Origin of the sequence: Streptomyces sp. NPDC002825 (genome assembly GCF_040295385.1) — a bacterium.
Taxonomy (GTDB): Bacteria; Actinomycetota; Actinomycetes; order Streptomycetales; family Streptomycetaceae; genus Streptomyces.
On the sequence record NZ_JBEOVH010000001.1, the window covers coordinates 421,096 to 442,786 of the forward strand.

23 protein-coding genes and 1 pseudogene are annotated in these 21,691 nt (G+C 72.3%); 17 read left to right on the forward strand and 7 right to left on the reverse strand.

The annotated features are described in order from the left end of the window. The first annotated feature begins 150 nt into the window (after positions 1-150). Positions 151-1,266, forward strand: coding sequence for a DUF2786 domain-containing protein (locus ABT041_RS01965; RefSeq protein ID WP_351177380.1), 1,116 nt, complete (start codon positions 151-153; stop codon positions 1,264-1,266). A 166-nt stretch (positions 1,267-1,432) separates the two neighbouring features. Beyond that, positions 1,433-3,499: an FUSC family protein gene (locus ABT041_RS01970; RefSeq protein WP_351177383.1), complete on the forward strand. Its 2,067-nt coding sequence runs from the start codon at positions 1,433-1,435 to the stop codon at positions 3,497-3,499. 152 nt (positions 3,500-3,651) lie between these two features. Here the strand turns inward: ABT041_RS01970 and rpsN are convergent, their stop codons facing one another. Together rpsN and rpmB are read right to left on the reverse strand one after the other, a co-directional pair. After that, the gene (rpsN, locus tag ABT041_RS01975) at positions 3,652-3,957 is read right to left on the reverse strand and encodes a 30S ribosomal protein S14 (protein WP_351177386.1); all 306 of its coding nucleotides are present in this window, start codon (positions 3,955-3,957) and stop codon (positions 3,652-3,654) included. Next, complete coding sequence (gene rpmB / locus ABT041_RS01980; RefSeq protein WP_351177389.1) at positions 3,957-4,193, reverse strand: 50S ribosomal protein L28; 237 nt, start codon at positions 4,191-4,193, stop codon at positions 3,957-3,959. Before rpmB ends, rpsN begins: the two co-directional genes overlap by 1 nt. A 74-nt stretch (positions 4,194-4,267) precedes the next feature. Here rpmB and rpmG point away from each other — a divergent pair, with 74 nt between their 5' ends. The 4 genes from rpmG to ABT041_RS02000 all read left to right on the forward strand — a co-directional run bounded on the left by rpmG (position 4,268) and on the right by ABT041_RS02000 (position 6,235). Further along, positions 4,268-4,432 (forward strand): 50S ribosomal protein L33, encoded by a 165-nt coding sequence (rpmG, locus tag ABT041_RS01985; protein WP_225801770.1) that lies wholly within the window; start codon positions 4,268-4,270, stop codon positions 4,430-4,432. Positions 4,433-4,440: 8 nt separating this feature from the next. Beyond that, positions 4,441-4,695, forward strand: coding sequence for a type B 50S ribosomal protein L31 (locus tag ABT041_RS01990; protein WP_351177392.1), 255 nt, complete (start codon positions 4,441-4,443; stop codon positions 4,693-4,695). Then, positions 4,695-5,825, forward strand: coding sequence for a CobW family GTP-binding protein (locus ABT041_RS01995; RefSeq protein ID WP_351177395.1), 1,131 nt, complete (start codon positions 4,695-4,697; stop codon positions 5,823-5,825). Before ABT041_RS01990 ends, ABT041_RS01995 begins: the two co-directional genes overlap by 1 nt. Before the next feature lie 197 nt (positions 5,826-6,022). Then, positions 6,023-6,235 (forward strand): DUF397 domain-containing protein, encoded by a 213-nt coding sequence (locus tag ABT041_RS02000; protein WP_063992029.1) that lies wholly within the window; start codon positions 6,023-6,025, stop codon positions 6,233-6,235. A gap of 65 nt (positions 6,236-6,300) precedes the next feature. Here ABT041_RS02000 and ABT041_RS02005 read toward each other — a convergent pair whose 3' ends face one another. Further along, a complete protein-coding gene (locus ABT041_RS02005; protein ID WP_351177398.1) occupies positions 6,301-6,798 on the reverse strand; it encodes an ATP-binding protein in 498 nt (165 codons plus the stop codon). Between the two features lie 340 nt (positions 6,799-7,138). Here ABT041_RS02005 and ABT041_RS02010 point away from each other — a divergent pair, with 340 nt between their 5' ends. The 5 genes and pseudogenes from ABT041_RS02010 to ABT041_RS02030 all read left to right on the forward strand — a co-directional run. Continuing rightward, complete coding sequence (locus ABT041_RS02010) at positions 7,139-8,011, forward strand: Sco1979 family transcriptional regulator (RefSeq protein WP_351177401.1); 873 nt, start codon at positions 7,139-7,141, stop codon at positions 8,009-8,011. Between the two features lie 62 nt (positions 8,012-8,073). Further along, positions 8,074-9,531 carry an aldehyde dehydrogenase family protein gene (locus ABT041_RS02015; protein ID WP_351177404.1) on the forward strand — a complete coding sequence of 486 codons (1,458 nt, stop codon included), beginning with the start codon at positions 8,074-8,076 and terminating at the stop codon, positions 9,529-9,531. A 72-nt stretch (positions 9,532-9,603) separates the two neighbouring features. Then, positions 9,604-10,146, forward strand: a complete 543-nt coding sequence (locus ABT041_RS02020) for a DinB family protein (RefSeq protein WP_351177407.1) — start codon at positions 9,604-9,606, stop codon at positions 10,144-10,146. Between the two features lie 72 nt (positions 10,147-10,218). Then, positions 10,219-10,833: a PadR family transcriptional regulator gene (locus tag ABT041_RS02025; RefSeq protein WP_351177410.1), complete on the forward strand. Its 615-nt coding sequence runs from the start codon at positions 10,219-10,221 to the stop codon at positions 10,831-10,833. A gap of 89 nt (positions 10,834-10,922) precedes the next feature. Then, a pseudogene (locus tag ABT041_RS02030) lies at positions 10,923-11,384 on the forward strand (ABC transporter ATP-binding protein); the annotation flags it as partial. Here the strand turns inward: ABT041_RS02030 and ABT041_RS02035 are convergent. Further along, entirely contained in the window at positions 11,355-12,638 is a 1,284-nt protein-coding gene (locus tag ABT041_RS02035; RefSeq protein WP_351177413.1) for an ion channel protein, read from the reverse strand. The pseudogene ABT041_RS02030 and the gene ABT041_RS02035 sit on opposite strands and share 30 nt — an antisense overlap. Before the next feature lie 137 nt (positions 12,639-12,775). Between ABT041_RS02035 and ABT041_RS02040 the strand changes: the two genes are divergently transcribed. Next, complete coding sequence (locus ABT041_RS02040; RefSeq protein WP_351177416.1) at positions 12,776-13,570, forward strand: MerR family transcriptional regulator; 795 nt, start codon at positions 12,776-12,778, stop codon at positions 13,568-13,570. A gap of 3 nt (positions 13,571-13,573) precedes the next feature. On the opposite strand, the gene ABT041_RS02045 is transcribed toward ABT041_RS02040, so the two are convergent. Continuing rightward, a complete protein-coding gene (locus tag ABT041_RS02045; RefSeq protein WP_351177667.1) occupies positions 13,574-13,942 on the reverse strand; it encodes a YbjQ family protein in 369 nt (122 codons plus the stop codon). 149 nt (positions 13,943-14,091) lie between these two features. Between ABT041_RS02045 and ABT041_RS02050 the strand changes: the two genes are divergently transcribed. Then, on the forward strand, positions 14,092-14,793 hold the full coding sequence (locus tag ABT041_RS02050) for a DedA family protein (RefSeq protein WP_351177419.1): 702 nt from the start codon (positions 14,092-14,094) through the stop codon (positions 14,791-14,793). A gap of 9 nt (positions 14,794-14,802) precedes the next feature. Here the strand turns inward: ABT041_RS02050 and ABT041_RS02055 are convergent, their stop codons facing one another. Together ABT041_RS02055 and ABT041_RS02060 are read right to left on the reverse strand one after the other, a co-directional pair. Then, positions 14,803-16,461 carry a threonine/serine exporter family protein gene (locus ABT041_RS02055; protein WP_351177422.1) on the reverse strand — a complete coding sequence of 553 codons (1,659 nt, stop codon included), beginning with the start codon at positions 16,459-16,461 and terminating at the stop codon, positions 14,803-14,805. 117 nt (positions 16,462-16,578) lie between these two features. Continuing rightward, a complete protein-coding gene (locus tag ABT041_RS02060; RefSeq protein ID WP_123453014.1) occupies positions 16,579-17,070 on the reverse strand; it encodes an inorganic diphosphatase in 492 nt (163 codons plus the stop codon). A gap of 102 nt (positions 17,071-17,172) precedes the next feature. Here ABT041_RS02060 and dacB point away from each other — a divergent pair, with 102 nt between their 5' ends. The 4 genes from dacB to hpt all read left to right on the forward strand — a co-directional run bounded on the left by dacB (position 17,173) and on the right by hpt (position 21,557). Then, the gene (gene dacB, locus ABT041_RS02065) at positions 17,173-18,570 is read left to right on the forward strand and encodes a D-alanyl-D-alanine carboxypeptidase/D-alanyl-D-alanine endopeptidase (protein ID WP_351177426.1); all 1,398 of its coding nucleotides are present in this window, start codon (positions 17,173-17,175) and stop codon (positions 18,568-18,570) included. Between the two features lie 59 nt (positions 18,571-18,629). Further along, on the forward strand, positions 18,630-19,769 hold the full coding sequence (locus ABT041_RS02070) for an Rv3626c family coenzyme F420 biosynthesis-associated protein (protein WP_351177429.1): 1,140 nt from the start codon (positions 18,630-18,632) through the stop codon (positions 19,767-19,769). Positions 19,770-19,977: 208 nt separating this feature from the next. Next, positions 19,978-20,976 carry a tRNA lysidine(34) synthetase TilS gene (gene tilS / locus ABT041_RS02075; RefSeq protein ID WP_351177432.1) on the forward strand — a complete coding sequence of 333 codons (999 nt, stop codon included), beginning with the start codon at positions 19,978-19,980 and terminating at the stop codon, positions 20,974-20,976. 41 nt (positions 20,977-21,017) lie between these two features. Further along, complete coding sequence (gene hpt, locus ABT041_RS02080; protein WP_030219931.1) at positions 21,018-21,557, forward strand: hypoxanthine phosphoribosyltransferase; 540 nt, start codon at positions 21,018-21,020, stop codon at positions 21,555-21,557. Positions 21,558-21,691 lie beyond the last annotated feature (134 nt).

Here is a 21,691-nt window from a genome sequence, read left to right on the forward strand (position 1 = left end):
GCATCGCGACCGGGCGGCCAGGCGTGCGGAAGGAGGCACAGTGATGTCAGAGGGGCACACGGAGGCAATCACCGAGCCCTTGGACAGCGGCGCCGATTTCTGCGCGGTGATCGCCCGGTCGCGCGAGGAACGGGACACGAGGGGCACGGCGTGAGCACCACCATCGACAAGGCCTTCGAGGCGCTGTACGCGACCGACGACGGCTCCCTCGACATGGCGGCCTCGCTCCTGGCCGCCGCCCCGGGCGCTGACGCGGAGCTGGCGCGCCGGGGCGAGGAGTTCGTCCGGACGCTGTGGGTGCGGGGCTGGCAGCCCGCGGACCTGGTGCGGATGGCGCGGCGCGAGCTTGCGGACGAGCACGTACGGCTGCTCGCGGGGCTGATCAGGGCGGAGACCGCGGGCTACGAACGGCTCCCGCACCGCTGGCAGGCCCAGCTGGACGACCTGGACACGGCGGAGGGGCGCCCGACGGACCGCTTCTCCCGGGCGACGACCGTCCTGGAGCTGTACCGGCTGCTCGTCCGGCTGCCGCGCCTGGACGCGGTCGGCCCGGTGCCGGGGGAGGCGCTGCCGCCGGCGGTGGCGGGCGAGCCCCGGATGCTGAGCCGGATCAGGGCGCTGCTCGCGAAGGCGGAGGCGACGGGGTATCCGGAGGAGGCGGAGGCGCTGACGGCCAAGGCCCAGGAGCTGATGGCCCGGCACAGCCTGGACGAGGCGACGCTCGCGGCGGGCGCGCCGTCCCCGGAGACGCCGGGTGCGATCCGGGTCGGGGTGGAGCCGCCGTACGAGCAGGCGAAGGCGATCCTGCTCGACGCGGTGGCGACGGCGAACCACTGCCGGGCCGTCTGGAACGAGACGTACGGTTTCTCGACGGTCGTCGGCTTCGAGGCGGACCTGGAACCGGTGGAGCTGCTGTACACCTCGCTGCTCGTGCAGGGGACGGCGGCGATGACGCGGGCGGAGGCGGAGCAGCGGGCGGGCGGGCGGAAGCGCACGAAGTCCTTCCGGCAGTCGTTCTTCCTCGCGTACGCGAACCGTCTCGGCGCGCGGCTGGCGGCGACGTCCCGCCGGGTGACGGCCGAGGCGCCGACGCTGCTGCCGGCCCTCGCGTCGCGCGAGCTGGCGGTGACGGCGCGCACGGACGAGCTCTTCCCGGAGACGCGGACGACGCGGGTGCGGGCGGCGTGGGACGAGGCGGGCTGGACGCACGGCGCGACGGCCGCCGACCACGCCGGCCTCCACCCGAACCGCCCCCACTTGCCGTAGGCACGCCCTTCCGCCCCACGCCCCGTGTGGGCCCGCGCCCGGCTGGGCGGTGCCCCGGCCTTCGCCCCTTGCGGAACGCCTGCCCACAACGGGGGTGGGTACCGCCCGGCGGAACGCCTGCCCACGACGGGCGGGGAAATGTCCGGTTCGTGGATACGCTCTGCGTATGAGCTGGCTCCGGGCGCTGAAGGAGACCGCCCGCTCCGGCCTCACCGTAGAGCGGCGGCGACTCGAACCCGCCATCGCCGCCCGAGGCGCCCTCGGCCTCGCCCTCGTCGTGGGGTTCTCGCTCGCCCTCTTCGGCCCAGCCGTAGCCGCCTCCTCCGCCTTCGGCGCCTTCCAGGCCGCCATCGCCACCTTCCAGCGTTCCTGGCGCCCCCGCCCCACCCTCGCCCTCGCCTCCGGCGCCAGCCTCGCCGTGTCGACGTTCCTCGGCTATCTGACCGGCGCCCACACCGCCTTCTTCCTCGCCCTGCTGCTCCTCTGGACGTTCCTCTCCGGCCTCGCCTGGGCCGCAGGCCCGACCGCCGGCATCATCGCCTCCTCCAATGTGGCGATCATGCTGGTCACGGTCACCCTCCCGACCTCCGTCGCCACCGCCGCGGGCCACGCCGTCATGATCTTCGCGGGCGGTGTCGTCCAGGCGGCCCTGGTGGTGCTCCTCCCGGTCCGCCGATGGGGCGCCCAGCGCGACGCCCTCGCGGACGCGCTGGCCGCCGAGGCGGACTACGCCCGCCGGCTCCGCCACGACCCGGTCGCCCCGTTCGACCCCGTACCGCTCATGACGGCCCGCAACGCCGCCGCGGTGACGCCCCGCCAGGCCCGTACGCGCCCGGCGGAGCTGCACGGCGCGCGCGGCCTCGCGGAGCGGATCCGCCCGGTCCTGGCCTCGCTCGCGGACCCGGCGGTGGGCGTGCCGGAGGAGGGGCCGGAACGGGCCCGGGTCCGCGAGCTGCTGGGCGCGGCGGCCGAGGTCCTGGACGCCGCCGCGCACGCGATCCGGCACGGCGAACCGGTCACCCTGCCCCCGCCCGCGCTCGCCGCCCTCCGCACCCCGGACACCGGCGCGATCCTCAGGGGCCCGTCGCGCCGGGCGGCGCTCCGTCTGGCGGCGCTGCTCGGCGATGTCGTCGAGACGGCGGAGCCGCGTACGGAGACGTCGGAGCCGTACGCCCAGGGGGCCCGCAGCCGCCCCACCCTGCTCCGTCTCGCCCCCGTCGTCCTCGCGAAGGTACGCGCCGAACTGCGCCCCGACTCCCCGGTCCTGCGCCACGCGGTCCGCGTCTCGGCGGTCACGGCCGCCGGCTACCTGCTGGGGACGTGGCTGCCGTTCGGCCACGGCTACTGGGCCCCGATGGCCTCGGTGATGGTGATGCGCCCCGACTTCTCGCAGACGTACGCGCGCTCGGTGGCCCGCTTCGGCGGCACCCTCGTCGGCGTGGCCCTGGCGACGGCGGTGGTGCGGTCGGCGCACCCGGGCATGTACCTGTCCGCCGCGCTCGCGGTGGTCTGTGCGTTCGGGATGTACCTGCTGATGCGGACGGGGTACGCGGCCGGCCAGGTCTTCGTCTCCGCGTACGTCGTCTTCCTGCTCGGCATGGACGGCGCGGGCCTGACCCAGACCGTACGGGAACGGGTCCTGCTGACCCTCCTCGGCGGGGCCCTCGCGATGCTGTCGTACGCCGTCTACCCGGCCTGGGAGACGCCTCGGCTGCGCGGCCGGCTCGCGGACTGGCTGGCGTCGGTCGGGGCGTACGCGGCCGTCGTCGCCGCCGGGTACGCCGACCCGGCCGGGCCGGCCAGCCCCGACGTACGGGAAGCGCTCCTGAAGACCCGCGCCGCCCGCGTCGCCTGGCAGGAGGCCGTGGCCCGGGCGACCCACGAACCGGTCCGGCACCGGGGCCTCTCGCACGCGGCGGTGGAGCAGGCCGAGCACGCGCTCGCGGAGTTCGGCCGGGTGGCGATGCTCCTGGAGGCGCACCTCCCGGAGCGCGGCGCCCCGCCCGTACCCGCCGCCGCGACCCTCGCGGAGTCCCTGCACCGGTCGACGGAGCGGGGCGCGAAGCAGGTACGGGAGCGCAGGGAGCCGCACTGGGACGACCTGCGCGGGACGGTCACCGCCTGGTCCGCCGAACCGCCGGACCACTTCCTCCTCGACAAGGGCGCCGTCCTGCTCCTGGACACCCTGGAGGAACTCACGACGGCCCTGACGGAGTCGGGGCGCGGCCACTGACCTCGACGGCATGGCATCCGCACGCGTGGGCGGGAGTTGAGGATGCGGGGGCGTTCCACTCGGGCCTCTGTCACGGGACCCGGGCGGCGGGCCGCGTCGAGCTCACCGGCGCCGGGGCCGCACGGTCCTGGCCACCCTGCAGAAGCCTCCCGTCACCAGGACGCCTTCCGTACCCCCGGCAGGAACCCCGCGTGCGCCTGCTGCCGCAGTCGTACCCGCGACAGGCCGAACTTCCGCAGGTGCCCGCGGGGGCGGCCGTCCACCGCGTCCCGGTTGCGGAGGCGGGTCGCGCTCGCGTCCCGGGGCTGGCGGGACAGTTCGCGGACCGCCGCCTCGCGCTCGGCCGCCGGAGTGGCGGGGCGCCGGATGATCTCCTTCAGCTCGGCCCGCCGCTCGGCGTGCCGCGCCACGACCGTCTTCCGCCGCTCGTTGCGGGCGATCTTGCTGCGCTTGGCCATCAGACCTTCCCTCCGCGCGCGCGGATCCGGGCCACGGCCGCCTCGACGCCGATGGTGTCGACGGTCCTGATCGCCCGGGCGCTCAGCGTCAGCCGTACGTACCGGCGCTCGCTCGGCAGCCAGTACCGCTTGCTCTGGATGTTCGGGTCGAAGCGGCGCGAGGTGCGCCGGTGGGAGTGCGAGATCCGGTTGCCGAATCCGGGCTGTGCGCCGGTCAGCTGGCAGTGGGCGGACAAGGGTGACCTACCTCTCCTCGGGACGCCGACAGAGTTGTTGGCAATGGGATTCATTTTCATTTACTCTACACACCATGGCACGCAACGAACTCCGCCCGGTCGTCAAGCTCCGCTCCACCGCCGGAACCGGATTCACCTACGTCACCCGCAAGAACCGCCGCAACGACCCCGACCGGCTCACCCTGCGCAAGTTCGACCCGGTCGCCGGCCGTCACGTCGACTTCCGAGAGGAGCGCTGAACCACCCCATGAAGCCCGGCATCCACCCCGCGTACGAGCCCGTCGTCTTCCGCGACAAGGCCGGCGGCTTCGCCTTCCTCACCCGGTCCACGCTCACCAGCGACAGGACCGTGGAGTGGGAGGACGGCCGCACCTACCCCGTCGTCGACGTCGAGATCTCCTCGGCGAGCCACCCCTTCTACACCGGCACCGCGCGCGTCCTCGACACCGCGGGCCGCGTCGAGCGCTTCGAGAAGCGTTACGGACGGCGCGAGGCGCCCTGATGCTCTCCGTCGCCCTCGTCGGAGGCCTGCACTCCGACGCCCGCCGCGCTGCCGTGGACCGGCTCCTGGCCGTCGTCCCCGGCAGCGTGGCGCTCCACCACGACCTCGCGACGGCCCCGGAGACCGGGACCGTCGCCCGTACCGTCCGGGACGCCACCGGCGTCCTGTCCTCCGGTGAGGCGCCGCTCGTCGACGACTGCGCCTGCTGCGCCCTGCGCGAGGACCTCGTGCCCGAGCTCGAACGGCTCCGCGACTCCGGCCTCACCCGGCTCGCGGTCGTCGAGCTCTGGGACTCCGTCGAGCCCAAGGCGATGGCCGAGGTCGTCGCGGCCGCCGGTTTCCGGATCGGCGCCGTCGTCACCGCCGTCGACCCCGCGCTGCTCCTCCCGTACCTCGGCAACGGCGACGACCTCGCCGACGCCGGCCTCGCCGCGGCCGCCACCGACCGCCGTACCGTCGCCGACACCTGGGCCCGGCAGCTGGAGTACGCGCCCGTGCTCGCCGTCGCCGAGAGCCCGGAGACCGACTCCGAGGACCGCGCGCTGCTCGACCAGCTCCACCCCACCGCCCTGCGCGTCCCCGTCGAGGACGGGGCGGCCCTGGCGCGGGCGGTGTTCGCCGGTTTCGACGTGGAGGCCGCGGCCGCCGCCCAGCATCCGGCCTGCGCGCTGCTGCCGCAGGAGGCGGACGAGCACGGGGTCGCCACGTACGTCTGGCGTCACCACCGGCCCTTCCACCCGGGCCGGCTCTACGCCGCCCTGGAGGGTCTGACCTGCGCCGCGGCCCGCAGCCGCGGCCGCTTCTATCTGGCCGACCGCCCCGACACCCTGCTCGCCTGGGACGCGGCCGGCGGCGCGCTCTGCGTCGAGAGCGCCGGGCCCTGGCTGGCCGCGCTGCCCGACGCGGCCTGGGAGATGGTCCCGCCGGTACGGAGGGCGGCCGCCGCCCTCGACTGGCACCCGGAGCACGGCGACCGCTGCCAGCACCTCGTCTTCACCTCGCCCGGCCTGGACCGGGACGGCCTGGCCGAGCTGCTCGGCTCCTGCCTCCTCACGGACGCCGAGTACGCGGCGGGCCGGGACTCCTGGAGGGGTCTCGCGTCGGCCTTCGACACGTTCCTGGACGCCTGACCTCCGCTGATGGCCCGTCAGGCACGCTCCACCAGTCGGTAGCACGCTCCGTCGCGTAGTCGCTACGCCACCCCCCGTGCACGTGCATCTGCTCATGCATCCGCATATGAACACAGCTATGATCCGAGGAAGTTGACACCTGCACCAAGCAACTCGGGGAGCTACCAGTGCATCATGCGCATCACGCGTACAACGGCATGGCGGCCACGGAGCTGCGAGGAGTCGTGTGGCAGAAGAGCCGGCACAGCAACTCCCAGGGATCGTGCGTGGAGTTCGCCAAGCTGCCGGGCGGTGACGTCGCCGTGCGCAACTCGCGCCACCCCGACGGCCCCGCTCTCGTCTACACGCCCGCGGAGATCGAGGCTCTCCTGCTGGGCGTCAAGGACGGGGAGTTCGACCACCTGGTGTGACGGTGACTGAGACGCGAGAAGGGCCCCGACGGTTTCCGTCGGGGCCCTTCCTCATGTCGTGCGCGCTACTCCGGTCCGATCCGGAACAGCGCCCACACCACCTTGCCCTGGAGCGTGCCGGCGAGCGGGTGCCAGCCCCAGCTGTCGCTGAACGAGTCCACCAGGAACAGACCCCGCCCCGACTCGGCGGCGAAGTCCTCCTCGCCGCCGCGCGCCTCCGGGCTCTCCCGGCTGGGGTCGCGCACGGCGCACACCAGGCGCGAGGCCCAGCGCATCAGGTGCAGCCGGACCGGCGGGTTCAGGCCTTCTTCCTGCTGCGCGTCGGCGGGCACCGCGTGACGCAGCGCGTTGGTGACGAGCTCGGAGACGACCAGGGCCACGTCGTCGAAGCGCTCCGTCAGTTCCCAGCGGTCGAGCGTGGTGCTGGTGAACTTGCGGGCCCCGCGCACGGCTTCGTACCGGGCGGGCAGGGCGCAGGAGGCGGAGGTGGAGACGGCGCCGGGATCGATCGGCGGAAGGCCCTGCCGTAACGGCTCGAGCACGGTCGATCCATTCGTCCCCATGCGAGGCACTCCCGGGAATCGCGACTGTGGTGCGACAACACGACAACACGAACGAGTACGCGGCTGCGCGGGCTCCATGGTTCCGAATGCGCCCACGGGATGCAAGGGCAGATGCACGTGCACGCGCCGGACCTGTCCGTCCACGTGCCGAATCTGTGCATAAGTCGTCCACACGATGAGGGGAACTTCCCCGGATCCGCACGCACTGTGCCCGTGATGTGCGCCTGGTTGCCCGGAAGTCGCCGCCTTTCCGTAATCGAATGTGTACGCGCTGAAGCGTTTGATGGCAGAATCCGGGGCTCGACGGGGGCTCGACACCGTAAAGGGGAGGCGAAGAGCCGTGACCGCAGGCGAATCGAGCGGAGCGAGCGGGAGCGTGGTGCGGCGCATCCTGCTGGGCTCCCAGCTGAGGCGGCTGCGCGAGTCGCGCGGGATCACCCGTGAGGCTGCCGGTTATTCGATCCGTGCGTCCGAATCCAAGATCAGCCGTATGGAGTTGGGACGGGTGAGCTTCAAGGCCAGGGACGTCGAGGATCTGCTCACCCTCTACGGAGTCGGCGACGAGACCGAGCGCGGCGCGCTCCTCGGACTCGCCCGCGAGGCCAACGTCGCCGGCTGGTGGCACAGCTTCGGCGACGTCCTGCCCGGCTGGTTCCAGACGTACATCGGCTTGGAAGGCGCCGCCTCCCTGATCCGCGTCTACGAAGTGCAGTTCGTCCACGGCCTGTTGCAGACCGAGGCGTACGCCCACGCCGTCGTCAGCCGGGGCATGCCCGACGCCCCGCGCTCCGAGATCGACCGACGCGTCGCCCTGCGCCTGGAGCGCCAGAAGGTCCTCGTCTCCGAACGCGCCCCGCAGTTCCACGCCGTCCTCGACGAGGCGGCGCTGCGCCGCCCCTACGGTGACCGGTCGGTCATGCAGGGGCAGTTGAGGCATCTCATCGAGATCTCCGAACACCCGGGCGTCACCCTGCAGGTCATGCCCTTCAGCTTCGGCGGTCATGCCGGCGAGAGCGGCACCTTCACGATGCTGAGCTTCCCCGAGTCCGACCTCTCTGACATCGTCTACCTCGAACAGCTCACCAGCGCCCTCTACCTCGACAAGCGCGAGGAAGTCGCCCAGTACCAGCGGGTGATGGAGAAGCTCCAGAAGGACGGGCCGGATCCGGCCGAAAGCCGTGACCTTCTCCGAGGCCTCCTTCAACTCTCCTGATACATCAGTACGATGACGCCACATCAGTCGCACTGCAGGTAGCGGGTAGAGGGGTCTCAACCATGTCGCACTTCACCGACCTGGCCCACCAGTACATCGACGGCGAGTGGAAGCCCGGCAGTGGTTCGTGGGACATCATCGACTTCAACCCGTACACCGGGGAGAAGCTGGCGTCCATCACCGTCGCCACCGCCGATGAGGTCGACCGCGCCTACCGCGCCGCCGAGCGCGCCCAGACCGCGTGGGCCGAGACCAACCCGTACACCCGCCGGCTGGTCTTCGAGCGCGCGCTGCGGATCATCGAGGACCGCGAGGAGGAGATCGCCGAGACGATCGTCGCCGAGCTCGGCGGCACCCGTCTCAAGGCGGCCTTCGAGCTGCACCTCGCCAAGGAGTTCCTGCGCGAGGCGATCCAGCTGGCGCTGCGCCCCGAGGGCCGCATCCTGCCCTCCCCGGTCGACGGCAAGGAGAACCGCGTCTACCGCGTCCCGGTCGGCGTCGTCGGCGTCATCTCCCCCTTCAACTTCCCCTTCCTCCTCTCGATCAAGTCGGTCGCGCCGGCGCTCGCGCTCGGCAACGCCGTCGTCCTCAAGCCGCACCAGAACACCCCGATCTGCGGCGGCACGCTGGTCGCGAAGGTCCTGGAGGAGGCCGGTCTCCCGGCCGGCCTGCTGAACGTCGTCGTCACCGACATCGCCGAGATCGGCGACGCGCTCCTGACGCACCCGGTCCCGAAGGTCATCTCCTTCACCGGCTCCGACAAGGTCGGCCGCCACGTCGCCACGGTCTGCGCGCAGAACTTCAAGCACGCCGTCCTCGAACTCGGCGGCAACAGCGCCCTGATCGTCCTCGACGACGCCGACGTCGACTACGCGGTCGACGCGGCCGTCTTCAGCCGCTTCGTGCACCAGGGCCAGGTCTGCATGGCCGCCAACCGCGTCCTGGTGGACCGCAGCCTGGAGGAGGAGTTCACCGAGAAGTTCGTGGCGAAGGTGAAGACCCTGCGCGTCGGCGACCCCGCCGACCCCGCCACCCACATCGGTCCGCTCATCAACTCCCAGCAGGCGGAGTCCGTCTCCTCGGTCGTCGACCAGGCGGTGGCGGCCGGCGCGACGGCGCTGCTGCACGGCACGGTCGAGGGGAACGTCGTCTCCCCGTCCGTCCTCACCGGCCTCGCCGCCGACGCCCCGGTCCTCAGCCAGGAGATCTTCGGCCCGGTCGCGCTGATCATCCCCTTCGACGGCGAGGAGGAGGCCGTACGGATCGCCAACGACACCCCGTACGGGCTCAGCGGCGCCGTCCACACCGGGGACATCGAGCGGGGTGTACGGGTCGCCAAGCGCATCCACACCGGCATGATCCACATCAACGACGGCACCGTGCACGACGAGCCGATCGTGCCCTTCGGCGGCGAGAAGCACTCGGGCGTGGGGCGGCTCAACGGCGAGGCGATGGTGGAGTCCTTCACCACCCAGAAGTGGATCTCGATCCAGCACGGCCGAAGCCGCTTCCCCTTCTAGGACAGTAGTTGTCCGCAAGCCTCCGTAGCGTGGTGGTTGTCGAAAGAAGCCCAGCTACGTAAGGCGGACACCATGGTTGCCCTTGTTCCCGCGGAAGCCCCCGGCGACGAGCGCGGCGCGTTCCTCAACTTCGTCGAGGCCCAGCGCGCCGCGCTCCGCCGCTCGCTCCTCGGACTCACCGAGGAGCAGGCGGCGAGCCGCCCCAGCGCCAGCGAACTCAGCCTCTCCGGGCTGGTCAAGCACGTCGCCGAGGTGGAGCTGAACTGGCTGCGGCTCGCCCAGGAGCGGCCGAACGAGCGGCAGCGCACGGAGGAGACCTGGGGCGAGGCCTTCCGGCTCGTGGACGGGGAGTCGATCCCCGACGTCCTCGCGTTCTGGGAGGACGTCGCGAAGCAGACCGAGGCCTTCGTCCGCTCGGCGCCCAGCCTGGACGACACCTTCCCGCTGCCGCCCGCGCCCTGGTTCCCGAAGGACGGGCGGGTCTCGGTCCGCTGGATGCTGCTGCACCTGGTCCAGGAGATGGGCCGGCACGCGGGCCACGCGGACGTGATCCGCGAGTCCCTGGACGGCAAGGGTTCCTTCGACCTGATCGCCGAGGAGAACGGCGCCGCGTAGGCCGGGCGCGGCGGCGCTGTGCGGCGCAGGGCGGATCGGCGCCGCCCGGTCACGGCTGACTAACATCGACGCATGTCAGCCATCCGACTTCTCGTCCTGGGCGCGGTCAAGCAGCACGGCCGCGCCCACGGCTACCAGGTGCGGGGCGACCTGGAGTACTGGGGCGCGCACGAGTGGTCCCACGCCAAGCCCGGCTCGATCTACCACGCGCTGAAGCAGATGGCGAAGCAGGGGCTGCTGCACGCGCACGAGGTCGCGCCGAGCGCGGTGGGCGGGCCGCCGCGCGTCGAGTACGAGCTGACGGAGGCCGGTACGGAGGAGTACTTCGCGCTGCTGCGCGAGGCGCTGACGACGTACGACCAGAAGATGGACGTCCTGTCGGCAGCCATCGGCTTCATGGTGGACCTGCCCCGTGAGGAGGCGGCGGAGCTGCTGCGCCGGCGGGTGCGGGCGCTCGACGAGTGGCGGTCGGCGGTCACGGGGTACTACACGCCGGAGGGCGGCCCGGAGCAGCTCGGGCACATCGGCGAGATCATGCACATGTGGGTCCACTCGGCGGACGCGGGCAAGGAGTGGACGCTCGGCCTGATCGAGCGGATCGAGGGCGGGGCGTACGTGTTCGCGGGCGAGGGCGACCCGTTCGTGGGGGTGCTGGCGGAGGGCCAGGAGAACCCGTACGCGAGCTGATCAAGTTTGATTAGTGCCTCGGAAGGGCATGCGGTCCTCCGTCGGCAAATACTAGTCAAACTTGACTAAGCTTTTTGGGGAGGAAGCCGATGACATCGGAAGCGGTCCTCGTCGAGGGCGCGCGCAAGCGGTACGGGGAGAAGAGCGCCCTGGACGGGCTCGACCTCGCCGTCGGACGGGGCACCGTCCACGGTCTGCTCGGCCCCAACGGCGCGGGCAAGACCACGACCGTACGGATCCTGGCCACCCTGCTGCGGCACGACGAGGGCCTGGTGCGCGTCGCGGGCCACGACGTACGGACGGGTGCCCGGGAGGTACGGCGGCGGATCGGGCTCCTCGGGCAGCACGCCGCGCTCGACGAGGAGCTCGGCGGCCGGGAGAACCTGGAGATGTTCGGCAGGCTCCACCACCTCGGCGCCCGGCGCGCCGGCACCCGGGCCGACGAGCTCCTGGAGCGCTTCGGCCTCGGGGACACCGGCCGCAAGCCCGTCCGGCAGTACAGCGGCGGCATGCGGCGGGGGTCAGCGCAGGGCGTTGCCCTGGTGGTCGAGTTCGAGCTGGGGGCGGCCGGTGACGATGAGCCAGGCGGGGAGCGAAGCCAGGCAGAGGAGGGCGAGCATCGCCGGGGAGGAGGCCAGGACGGCGCCGGTGAAGAGGCTGATCCAGCCCTGCCGGGTGGTGGCGAGCAGGACGCCGAGGACGGCGGAGGAGACGGCGACGGCCGGGTGGATCTCGGGGACGAGGGCCTGGATGAGCAGTCCGAAGGCGGCGCCGATGAAGACGGCCGGGAAGATCCGGCCGCCCCGGAAGCCGCAGGAGGCGGCGACGACGAGGGCGAGGAGTTTGACGACGGCGAACTTGGCGAGCTCGCCGGAGGACCAGCCGCCGATCCCGGCGGTGAGGTCCTTGGTCTCCGCCAGGCCCTTGAACAGCGTCAGGTGCCCGCCGAGGGCGCCCAGGAGACCGAGGACGAGGCCGCCGAGCGGCAGCATCAGCATGGGGTGCCGCAGCCGCCCGAAGGCGGCGTGGACGTGGGGGAAGAGGTAGCAGGAGGCGAGGCCGAAGAGGGCCGCGGCGGAGGCGATGACCAGGGCGGCGAGAACGTCGCCGTAACCGGGGTCGGTGAGGGGCGGGAGGCCCACGTCGAAGCTGGGTTCGGCGAGCAGCTGGGTGGTCACCGCGCCGGCGCCGGCGGCGACGAGCGGGGCGAAGAGCCGGTCCCAGAGGGAGCCGCGGCCCGGTTGCGCGGTCAGGGCCTCGGAGAGGACGAGGGCGGCCGCCACGGGGGTGCCGAAGAGGGCGCCGACGGTGCCGGCCGAGGCGAGGGCGACCCAGGCCGCGCCCGGCACCACGGGGGCCACCTTGCTGCCGAGCCAGAAGGCGAGGGCGATGTTGGCGGCGATGATCGGGTTCTCGGGGCCGAGGCTGACGCCGCCGGCCAGCGAGAGGGTGCTCGCGACGAGGAGCCCCGGCACCACGCCCGGGGCGAGCGGTGCTCCGCCGAGCCCCTCGGAGGCCGGGTCGGGTCCGGCGTGGCCGGGCACCTTCCACACGACGAGTCCCACGGCGACGCCCGTCGCCGTGAGCATGGTGATCATCCAGAGGGAGGAGTAGTTCCCGATGCCGAGCGCGTCCGGCAGGTCGTTCCAGAGCACGTGCTGGAACTCCTCCGCGAGGGCGCTGATCCCGAGGAAGAGCAGGCTCGTCGCCACGCCGACGAGGAGTGCCGGGAGGATCTGGGGGAGCAGGAGCCGGGCGGACGCCTCCACGGGTGCGGCGGGAGGCGGAGCTTGATCGGTGGCCACCGCCCCACCATATGTGAGCAAAAGGAACACAACATCCCGAACGGTGTGGGTGGCAACTCCCGGATCGGCACTTGCACCTCACGTCGCGTCAGGACCCAGGCTGAACGGCGTACCGACAGAGAAGGGGCGGACGGCCGATGGGCTACTCCGTGGGACAGGTGGCCGGCTTCGCCGGGGTCACGGTGCGCACGCTGCACCACTACGACGCGATCGGGCTGCTCTCGCCGGGCGGCCGCAGCACGGCGGGGCACCGCCGCTACGACGACGCGGACCTCGACCGGCTCCAGCAGATCCTGTTCTACCGGGAGCTCGGCTTCCCCCTCGAAGAGGTCGCCGTCCTCCTCGACGACCCGCACGCCGACCCGCAGGAACACCTGCGGCGGCAGCACACGCTGCTGACGGCGCGGATCGGGGAGCTGCAGAGGATGGCGGCGGCCGTCGAGCACGCCATGGAGGCGAAGAAGATGGGCATCAACCTGACCCCCGAGGAGAAGTTCGAGGTCTTCGGGGACAAGGACCCCGAACGGTTCGCGGAGGAGACCGCCCGCCGCTGGGGCGGCTCGCTCCCCCTACGCCCTGGAGGGCGTGGGGGGACCCCCACCCACGAGCAGGCCCGGGCGCGGGCCGCCGGGTACGGCAAGGAGGAGTGGCAGCGGATGAAGGACGAGGTGGACGCCTGGGGCGCCGCCTACGCCGCCCTCATGGCCGGGGGCGCGGACCCCGGGTCCGAGGAGGCGATGGACCTCGCCGAGGCCCACCGCCGCCACCTCACCACCTGGTTCTTCGAGTGCCACCCGAGGACCCATGTGGAGCTCGCCGAGATGTACGTCGCCGACGAGAACTTCCACGCGTTCTACGAGTCGATCCACCCGGGCCTCCCCGAGCACCTGAGGGAGGCGGTCCGGGCGAACGCCGCACGTCGGACGGGGTGACCCTCAGGCGCGCGGCCCGATCACCACCGCCGTGCCGTAGGCGCACACCTCCGTGCCCACGTCCGCGGCTTCCGTCACGTCGAAGCGGAACATGAGCACGGCGTTCGCGCCGCGCGCCCTGGCCTGCTCCACCAGGCGTTCCATCGCCTGGTTGCGGGTCTCCACGAGGGTCTTCGTCAGGCCCTTCAGCTCACCGCCGATCATGGACTTCAGGCCGGCGCCGATCTGGCTGCCCAGATGGCGCGAGCGCACGGTGAGTCCGAAGACCTCGCCGATGACCTGCCGGACCTCGTAGCCCGGCACGTCGTTCGTCGTCACGACCAGGACCTCGGGGTGGGGCCCCTGGCCGCCCCCGTACTCGTCGATGCCCATCGGCATGCACCTCCTGCCCCCACCCTCGGGGGCGCGGGCCGGGTCCGCATCCCGTGGGGACCGGGTGGAACCGGGGGCCTCCGGCCCGCGTTGATAGCTTGGGGCCAGCCGTCCCCCAAGCCCCCACCGACCGCAGGAGCCCGGAACCCGTGAACACGCTTGCCCTCGGACCGAGCTGGCTGGACCCGGACTATCTGATCCAGACCTTTGGTCTGATCGGTGTCCTGGTCATCGTCTTCGCCGAGTCCGGCCTCCTCATCGGGTTCTTCCTGCCCGGCGACTCGCTGCTCTTCACCACCGGCCTGCTCGTCACCACGAACAAGCTGGACACGCCGCTGTGGCTGGTCTGCACCCTGGTGGTGGCCGCGGCCGTCCTCGGCGACCAGGTCGGCTACCTCTTCGGCCGGAAGGTCGGGCCGTCCCTCTTCAAGCGCCCCGACTCCAAGCTCTTCAAGCAGGAGAACGTCGAGAAGGCGCACGAGTTCTTCGAGAAGCACGGCCCGAAGTCGCTGATCCTGGCCCGCTTCGTCCCGATCGTCCGGACGTTCACGCCGATCATCGCGGGCGTCAGCAAGATGAACTACCGCTCGTTCATCACGTTCAACGTCATCGGCGGTCTGCTGTGGGGCGCGGGCGTGACCCTGCTCGGCGCCTCCCTCGGCAAGATCGAGTTCGTCCACAAGCACATCGAGATGATCCTCGTCGGGATCGTCCTGATCTCCGTGATCCCGGTCGCGATCGAGCTCCTCCGGGCCCGTTCCCAGGCGAAGAAGAACCCGCCGCACAGCGACCAGGACGCCCCCGGCGTCCCGAACCCGCAGTCCGCCCGCGGCCGCCACGCCAAGCGGTAGGAACCGAGGCTAGAAACCCCGGGTGCGCTTGGCCGCGCGCCGTGCCGCCGCCGCGCCCGGGGCCTGCATGAAGAGGCGGGCCAGCTCGCTTCCCAGGTTCACGCCGATCGCGATCGCCAGGGCGAGCGCCGACGCCTTCGCGAGCGAGGCGAAGCCCTGGTCCAGATTGTTCTGGGCGATCGCGAGCACCCCGAAGTACGTCGCGGAACCGGGCAGCAGCGGCCCGATCGCCGCCGTCACGTACGGCAGCGACGAGGTGTGGTGGTAGCGGGCGATCAGCTGCCCGAAGAGGCCCACCAGACCGGCCGCCACCGCCGTCGCCATCACCGCCGAACCCTCCGCGGTCACCGCGATCGACGCGTAGACCACCCAGGCCACCCCGCCGTTCAGCGTCGCGAACAGCACCGTCCCCCGCGACTGCTGCAGCAGGATCGCGAAGGTCGCGCACAGCACCATCGACGCAAGGATCTGCGTCACCGGCCGCTCCACCGCCCGCAGCGCCCCCTCCGGGTTCAGCTGCGCGTCGAACTGCACCGCGATGTACAGCACCGACAGCACGCCCACCACGATCGCGACGAAGAAGTACGCGACCTCCAGGAGCCGGGCCGAGGCCGTGATGTAGAAACCGGTCAGACCGTCCTGCACGGCCGCGACGAGCGCCCGCCCCGGGATCAGCGCGAACAGGCCACCGGTGATCACCGCCGAGGGGCGCAGGTCCGCGTGCAGCATCGTCAGGAGCACGCCCATCGCCGCCGGCGGCATCGCCGCCACAAGGAACTGGTAGAACTCCGGCATCCCGCGCCCCGCGAACAGCCATGCGAGCCGGTCGCCGAGGACCGCGCCGAGCGCCGCCACGAAGAAGACCGTCGGACCGCCGCCGAGCAGCACCGAGGCCGCACCGGCCAGCACGCCCGCCGCCGCCGTCAGGACCCAGCCCGGGTAGGGGTGCCGGTTGCGCCGGATCTCCGCGAGCCGCCGGTACGCCTCCTCGGGCGTCACCTCGTGCGCCTGCGCGTTGATGTCCGAAAGCAGCTGGTACACGGCCGCGAGCCGCGTGTAGTCCGTGCCCCTGCGCCGTACCGTCCGGTTCGCCGTGATCGGGTCGTCCACGAGCGAGGGCTGGTAGGTGACGGACAGCAGGGTGAAGGTCACCGTCGGCTCGACCCGGTCGAGACCGTACGAGCGGCAGATCGCGAACATCGCCGCCTCGACGTCCTCCGCGCCCTCCCCGCCCGCGAGCAGCAGCTCGCCGATGCGGAGGGTCAGGTCGAGCACGCGCGGCACCGAGGGCCCGGACTCGTCCTCCTTGCGCGGCGACTCCGGCACCGGCCGCTCACCCACCGGCAGCCGCAGCATGGTCCGCATCCGGTCCTGCCACGGAGCGTCCTGCGGCAGCCGCACCAGCGGCACCCCGTAGGCCGGGGTGAACGCCGGCGGGGAGGTCTTCGCGGAGTACGTGGCGGGCGGGGCGAACGCCGAGCCCTCCGGCTCCTGCGGCGGCTCCGGCACCAGACCGGACGGGAGGGCGAACTCGGAGGTCGCGTGCTCCTCCTCGGGCGGCGCGGGCTGCTCCACCCCGGCCGGCGGCACGAACGCGCTCCGCGCCTCGTCCGACTGCGGCTTCCGGTCCTCAGGAGCCTCCTCGGGACCCTCCGGCTCCGCCACCACTCTCTCCGCCTCATCCCCAGGGAATCGTGGATTCCAGTATGAGGGCGGGACAGACGTACGAAAGGCGGTGCACCCCAAGAGGTGCACCGCCTTTCACACGATCACGAGAGCGGGGGCTCAGTGGCCGCCCTGCTCCTTGGCGCGCGCGAAGGACTTCTCGATCTCCGCCTCGGCCTCGGCGCGGCCGACCCAGTCGGCGCCCTCGACGGACTTGCCCGGCTCCAGGTCCTTGTAGACCTCGAAGAAGTGCTGGATCTCCAGGCGGTCGAACTCGGCCACGTGGTGGATGTCGCGCAGGTGCTCCATGCGCGGGTCCGTCGCCGGCACGCACAGCAGCTTGTCGTCGCCGCCGGCCTCGTCCGTCATGCGGAACATGCCGATGGCGCGGCACTTGATCAGGCAGCCCGGGAAGGTCGGCTCGTCGAGGATCACGAGCGCGTCCAGCGGGTCGCCGTCCTCGCCGAGGGTGTTCTCGACGTAGCCGTAGTCGGTCGGGTAGGCCGTCGACGTGAAGAGGCGACGGTCCAGGCGGATGCGACCGGTCTCGTGGTCGACCTCGTACTTGTTCCGCGATCCCTTCGGGATCTCGATGAGAACGTCGAACTCCACGGGTGGCTCCTCCTGAATCAACACAAGTGAATGCTCGCGACGACGCGCGGTGATTAAGTGTCCCTCACGCACGTGTGTGATCGCGAAAGGGGCTGGTCAGCAATGCCGGAGCCGAGGACGTGGCAGTTCACGGCGGGCTCCGCCGCCCTCGGTCTCGTCCTGGCCGCCGCGGCGGTCACCGCTGCCGGACCATGGGACGGAGGCCAGCGTACGGCCGAGCGGGCCCGGGCCGCCGCCCCCACGGCGGGTGGCACACATCACGCCCCGCGCCCGGCCCCCGCCGCGCCCCGCCGCCCCGCGCCCGCCCCCAGCGCCCCGAGCGTCCTCACCGCCCTGCACGCCCCGGCCCCCCAGGGCCGCGCCGCCGACCTCGCCGGCCTCCTCGTCCCGCTCCTCGCCGACCCGGGCCTCGGCCCGCTCCGTACCGCCTCCGTCGTCGACACCGCCACCGGGAAGCAGCTGTACGGCGAGGGCGCGGGCACCCCCATGACGCCCGCCTCCACCGTCAAGATCGCCACCACGGCGGCCGCGCTCTCCGCCCTCGGCCCCGAGCACCGCATCGCCACCACCGTCACCGCCGCCCCCGACGGCAGGAGCGTCGTCCTCACCGGCGGCGGCGACCCCACCCTCGACGCGGCCCGCCTCAAGGCCCTCGCCGCCGACACCGCCCGCGCCCTCAAGGGCCGCGGGCTCACCTCCGTACGCCTCGCCTACGACACGAGCCTCTACAAGGGCCCCGTCCTCCACCCCATCGGCCCCAACGAGAACCTCGCCCCCGTCGTCGCCCTCATGACCCGCGAAGGACGCCTCGACGACAGCCGCAGCGGCCCCGCCCCCCGCGCCGCCGACCCGGCCGGAGACACCGCCGCGGCCTTCGCGGACCTCCTCGCGCAGGCCGGGATCAAGGTCAGCGGCGAGCCCGCGCCCGGCCGCGCCCCCCGGGGCGCCCCCCTCGCCCGTACGGACTCCGCCCCGCTCGCCGACCTCGTCGAGCGCACCCTCACGAACAGCGACAACGACCTCGCCGAGGCCCTCGCCCGGCAGACCGCCCTCGCCCGCAGGCAGCCCGCGAGCTTCCAGGGCGCCGAGAAGGCCGTCCGCGACGAGCTCGCCCGGCTCGGCGTCCCCGTCGCCGGCGCCCGCTTCGCCGACGGCAGCGGACTCGACCGCCGCGACCGCGTCTCCGCCGCCCTCCTCACCGGACTCCTCACCCGGGCGGCCGACCCGGCCCGCCCCGCGCTGCGCCCCCTCCTCACCGGACTGCCCGTCGGCGGCTTCACCGGCACCCTCGCCGGCCGCTTCGGCGCGGCCCCCGCCGGCGCCGGACTCGTCCGCGCCAAGACCGGCACCCTCACGGGCGTCAACACGCTCGCCGGGACCGTCGTCACCCCCGACGGACGCCTCCTCGCCTTCGCGTTCCTCGCCGGCCGGACCGTCTCCCCGTACGAGGCGCAGCCCGCCCTCGACCGCCTCTCCGCCGCCCTCGCGGGCCGGAAGTGAGCCCACACGCCCCGCTTCGAACCCTCACCGAACAGGCGTCGAGCCCGTACGGTTGACGCATGACGAGCATCGGTGGCGCAGGCACATCCGGGATGGTCGACTGGAACCTCGCGGTCGCGACCGCGACCCGCCTCGTGCGGCCCGGACCCGAAGTCAGCCGCGACGAGGCCCGCGAGGTCGTCGCCGAACTCCGCAGGCACGCCAAGGCCTCCGAGGAACACGTCCGCGCCTACACCCGGATGATCCCCGAGGGCGCCGAACCGCACGACACACCCGTCCTCGTCGTCGACCGGGCCGGCTGGATCAAGGCCAACGTCGCCGGGTTCCGCGAGCTCCTCGGCCCGCTCCTCGGCAAGATGCAGGAGCGCCGCTCCGGCAACGCCGGCAGTGCCGTCCTCGGCGCCTTCGGCGGCAAGGTCACCGGCGTCGAGCTCGGGATGCTGCTGTCCTTCCTGGCCTCCCGCATCCTCGGCCAGTACGAGACCTTCGCCCCCGCCACCCGCGATCTCCCCGCCGGTGCGAACGGCGGCGGACGGCTCCTCCTCGTCGCGCCCAACATCGTCCACGTCGAGCGCGAACTGGAGGTCTCCCCACACGACTTCCGGCTCTGGGTCTGCCTGCACGAGGAGACCCACCGCACCCAGTTCACCGCCGTCCCCTGGCTCCGCGACCACCTCCAGGGCGAGATCCAGTCGTTCCTCGCCGCCACCGACGTCGATCCCGGCACCGTCGTCGAACGCCTCCGCGAGGCCGCCCAGACCCTCGTCGGCGGCCGCCCCGAGGGCGAGGAGGGCGAACCGTCCCCGTCCCTCGTCGAACTCGTCCAGACCCCCGAGCAGCGCGAGATCCTCGGCCGCCTCACCGCCGTCATGTCGCTGCTCGAAGGTCACGCCGACTACGTCATGGACGGCGTCGGACCCCAGGTCGTCCCCTCCGTCGCCGAGATCCGCGAGAAGTTCCAGGCCCGCCGCGCCCGGGGCGCCTCCCGCCTCGACCTCGCCCTGCGCAGGCTCCTCGGCCTCGACGCCAAGCTCCGTCAGTACCGCGACGGCGAGCGCTTCGTCCGCGCCGTCGTCGACCAGGTCGGCATGGACGGCTTCAACCGCGTCTGGACCTCGCCCAACACGCTCCCCACCAAGGCCGAGATCGCGGCCCCCGCCGACTGGATCGCGAGGGTGCACCGTAAGGCAGACTCCTGAGACAGGAGCGTCACACGACACAGGAACACGTCGGAACACCCCACCAATCACCCATCCGAGGGACCCTGGGCATGGGGTGAGGCGTGCAATGCTCGGGTAACGGCCGGGTTTCTGTCACCATCGACGCACTCTGAGTGACCGAACCCCCCTTTCCGACCGTTAAGACTCCGACCGAGGCACCCCACCCCCATCACGAAGGGCACCGGACATGGGTCCCCATCCTGCGGTCGCGGCGATACGCCTGGCGGTCCGCCGCGTACTCCACGACGTCATCACCGAGAACACGACCGGCTCCGAACCGCTCGTCCTCGTCGCCTGCTCCGGCGGCGCCGACTCCATGGCGCTCGCCTCCGCCCTCGCCTTCGAGGCCCGCAAACTTCCCGTACGGGCCGGCGGCATCACCGTCGACCACGGCCTCCAGGACGGCTCCGACAGCCGGGCCGCCGAGGTCGCCGGACGCATGACCGCCCTCGGCCTCACCCCGGTCGAGGCCGTCACGGTCACCGTCGGCCGCGAAGGCGGGCCCGAGGCCGCCGCCCGCGACGCGCGGTACGCCGCGCTGGACGCCGCCGCCGAGCGCCACGGCGCCACCGCGATCCTCCTCGGCCACACCCGCGACGACCAGGCCGAGACCGTCCTCCTCGGCCTCGCCCGCGGCTCCGGCATCCGCTCCCTCTCCGGCATGGCCGCCGTCTCCGGCACCTCCGGCCGCTACCGGCGCCCCTTCCTGCAGCTCGACCGCCAGACCGTCCGCAAGGCCTGCATCGCCCAGGAACTCGCCGTCTGGGACGACCCGCACAACAGCGACCCCGCCTACACCCGCTCCCGGCTCCGCCACGAGGGCCTCCCCGCCCTCGAGAAGGCCCTCGGCAAGGGCGTCGTCGAAGCCCTCGCCCGAACGGCCCAGCTCTCCCGCGACGACGCCGACGCCCTCGACACCTGGGCCGCCGACGCCGAGACCGCCGTACGCGACGAGGCGGGCGCCCTCGAATGCGCCAAGCTCTTCGGGCTGCCCCCCGCCGTACGCCGCCGTGTCCTGCGCCGCGCCGTCATCGCCGAGGGCGCCCCCGCCGGCTCCCTCTTCGCCCGCCACATCGAAGAAGTCGACCGGCTCATCACCGGATGGCGCGGCCAGGGGGCCATCAACCTGCCCGGCCGCGTCGAAGCGCGCCGTCAGGGTGGCAGACTGGTCATCCGGCAAGGCTGACGCACGCTGCAACGAAAGTGACCCGGGTGAACGAGAAGGACATGGGCACCGACCTCCAGTCGGTGCTCATCACCAAGGAAGAGATCGACGCCAAGCTGGCAGAGCTGGCCGCGAAGATCGACGCGGAATACGCGGGCAAGGACCTGCTCATCGTCGGTGTCCTCAAGGGCGCCGTGATGGTGATGGCGGATCTGGCTCGCGCCCTTTCCACCCCCGTCACCATGGACTGGATGGCCGTCTCCTCCTACGGCGCCGGCACCCAGTCCTCCGGCGTCGTCCGGATCCTCAAGGACCTCGACACCGACATCAAGGGCAAGCACGTCCTGATCGTCGAGGACATCATCGACTCCGGCCTGACCCTGTCCTGGCTGCTGTCGAACCTCGGCTCCCGCGAGCCCGCCTCCCTCGAGGTGTGCACCCTCCTGCGCAAGCCGGAGGCCGCGAAGGTCGCCATCGACGTCAAGTGGATCGGCTTCGACATCCCCAACGAGTTCGTCGTCGGCTACGGCCTCGACTACGCCGAGAAGTACCGGAACCTGCCGTTCGTCGGCACGCTCGCCCCGCACGTCTACGGCGGCTGAGACCCCGGTCCTTCGGGGAACCCGCACCGCCTTCCCTCCGTTGAACCACGGGAAGGCGGTCGCGGGCGACGATGCTGAGGTACCGTCCGAAGAACAGCTTTTTCACACAGCAGCTCTCACAGCAGCATTTTCCT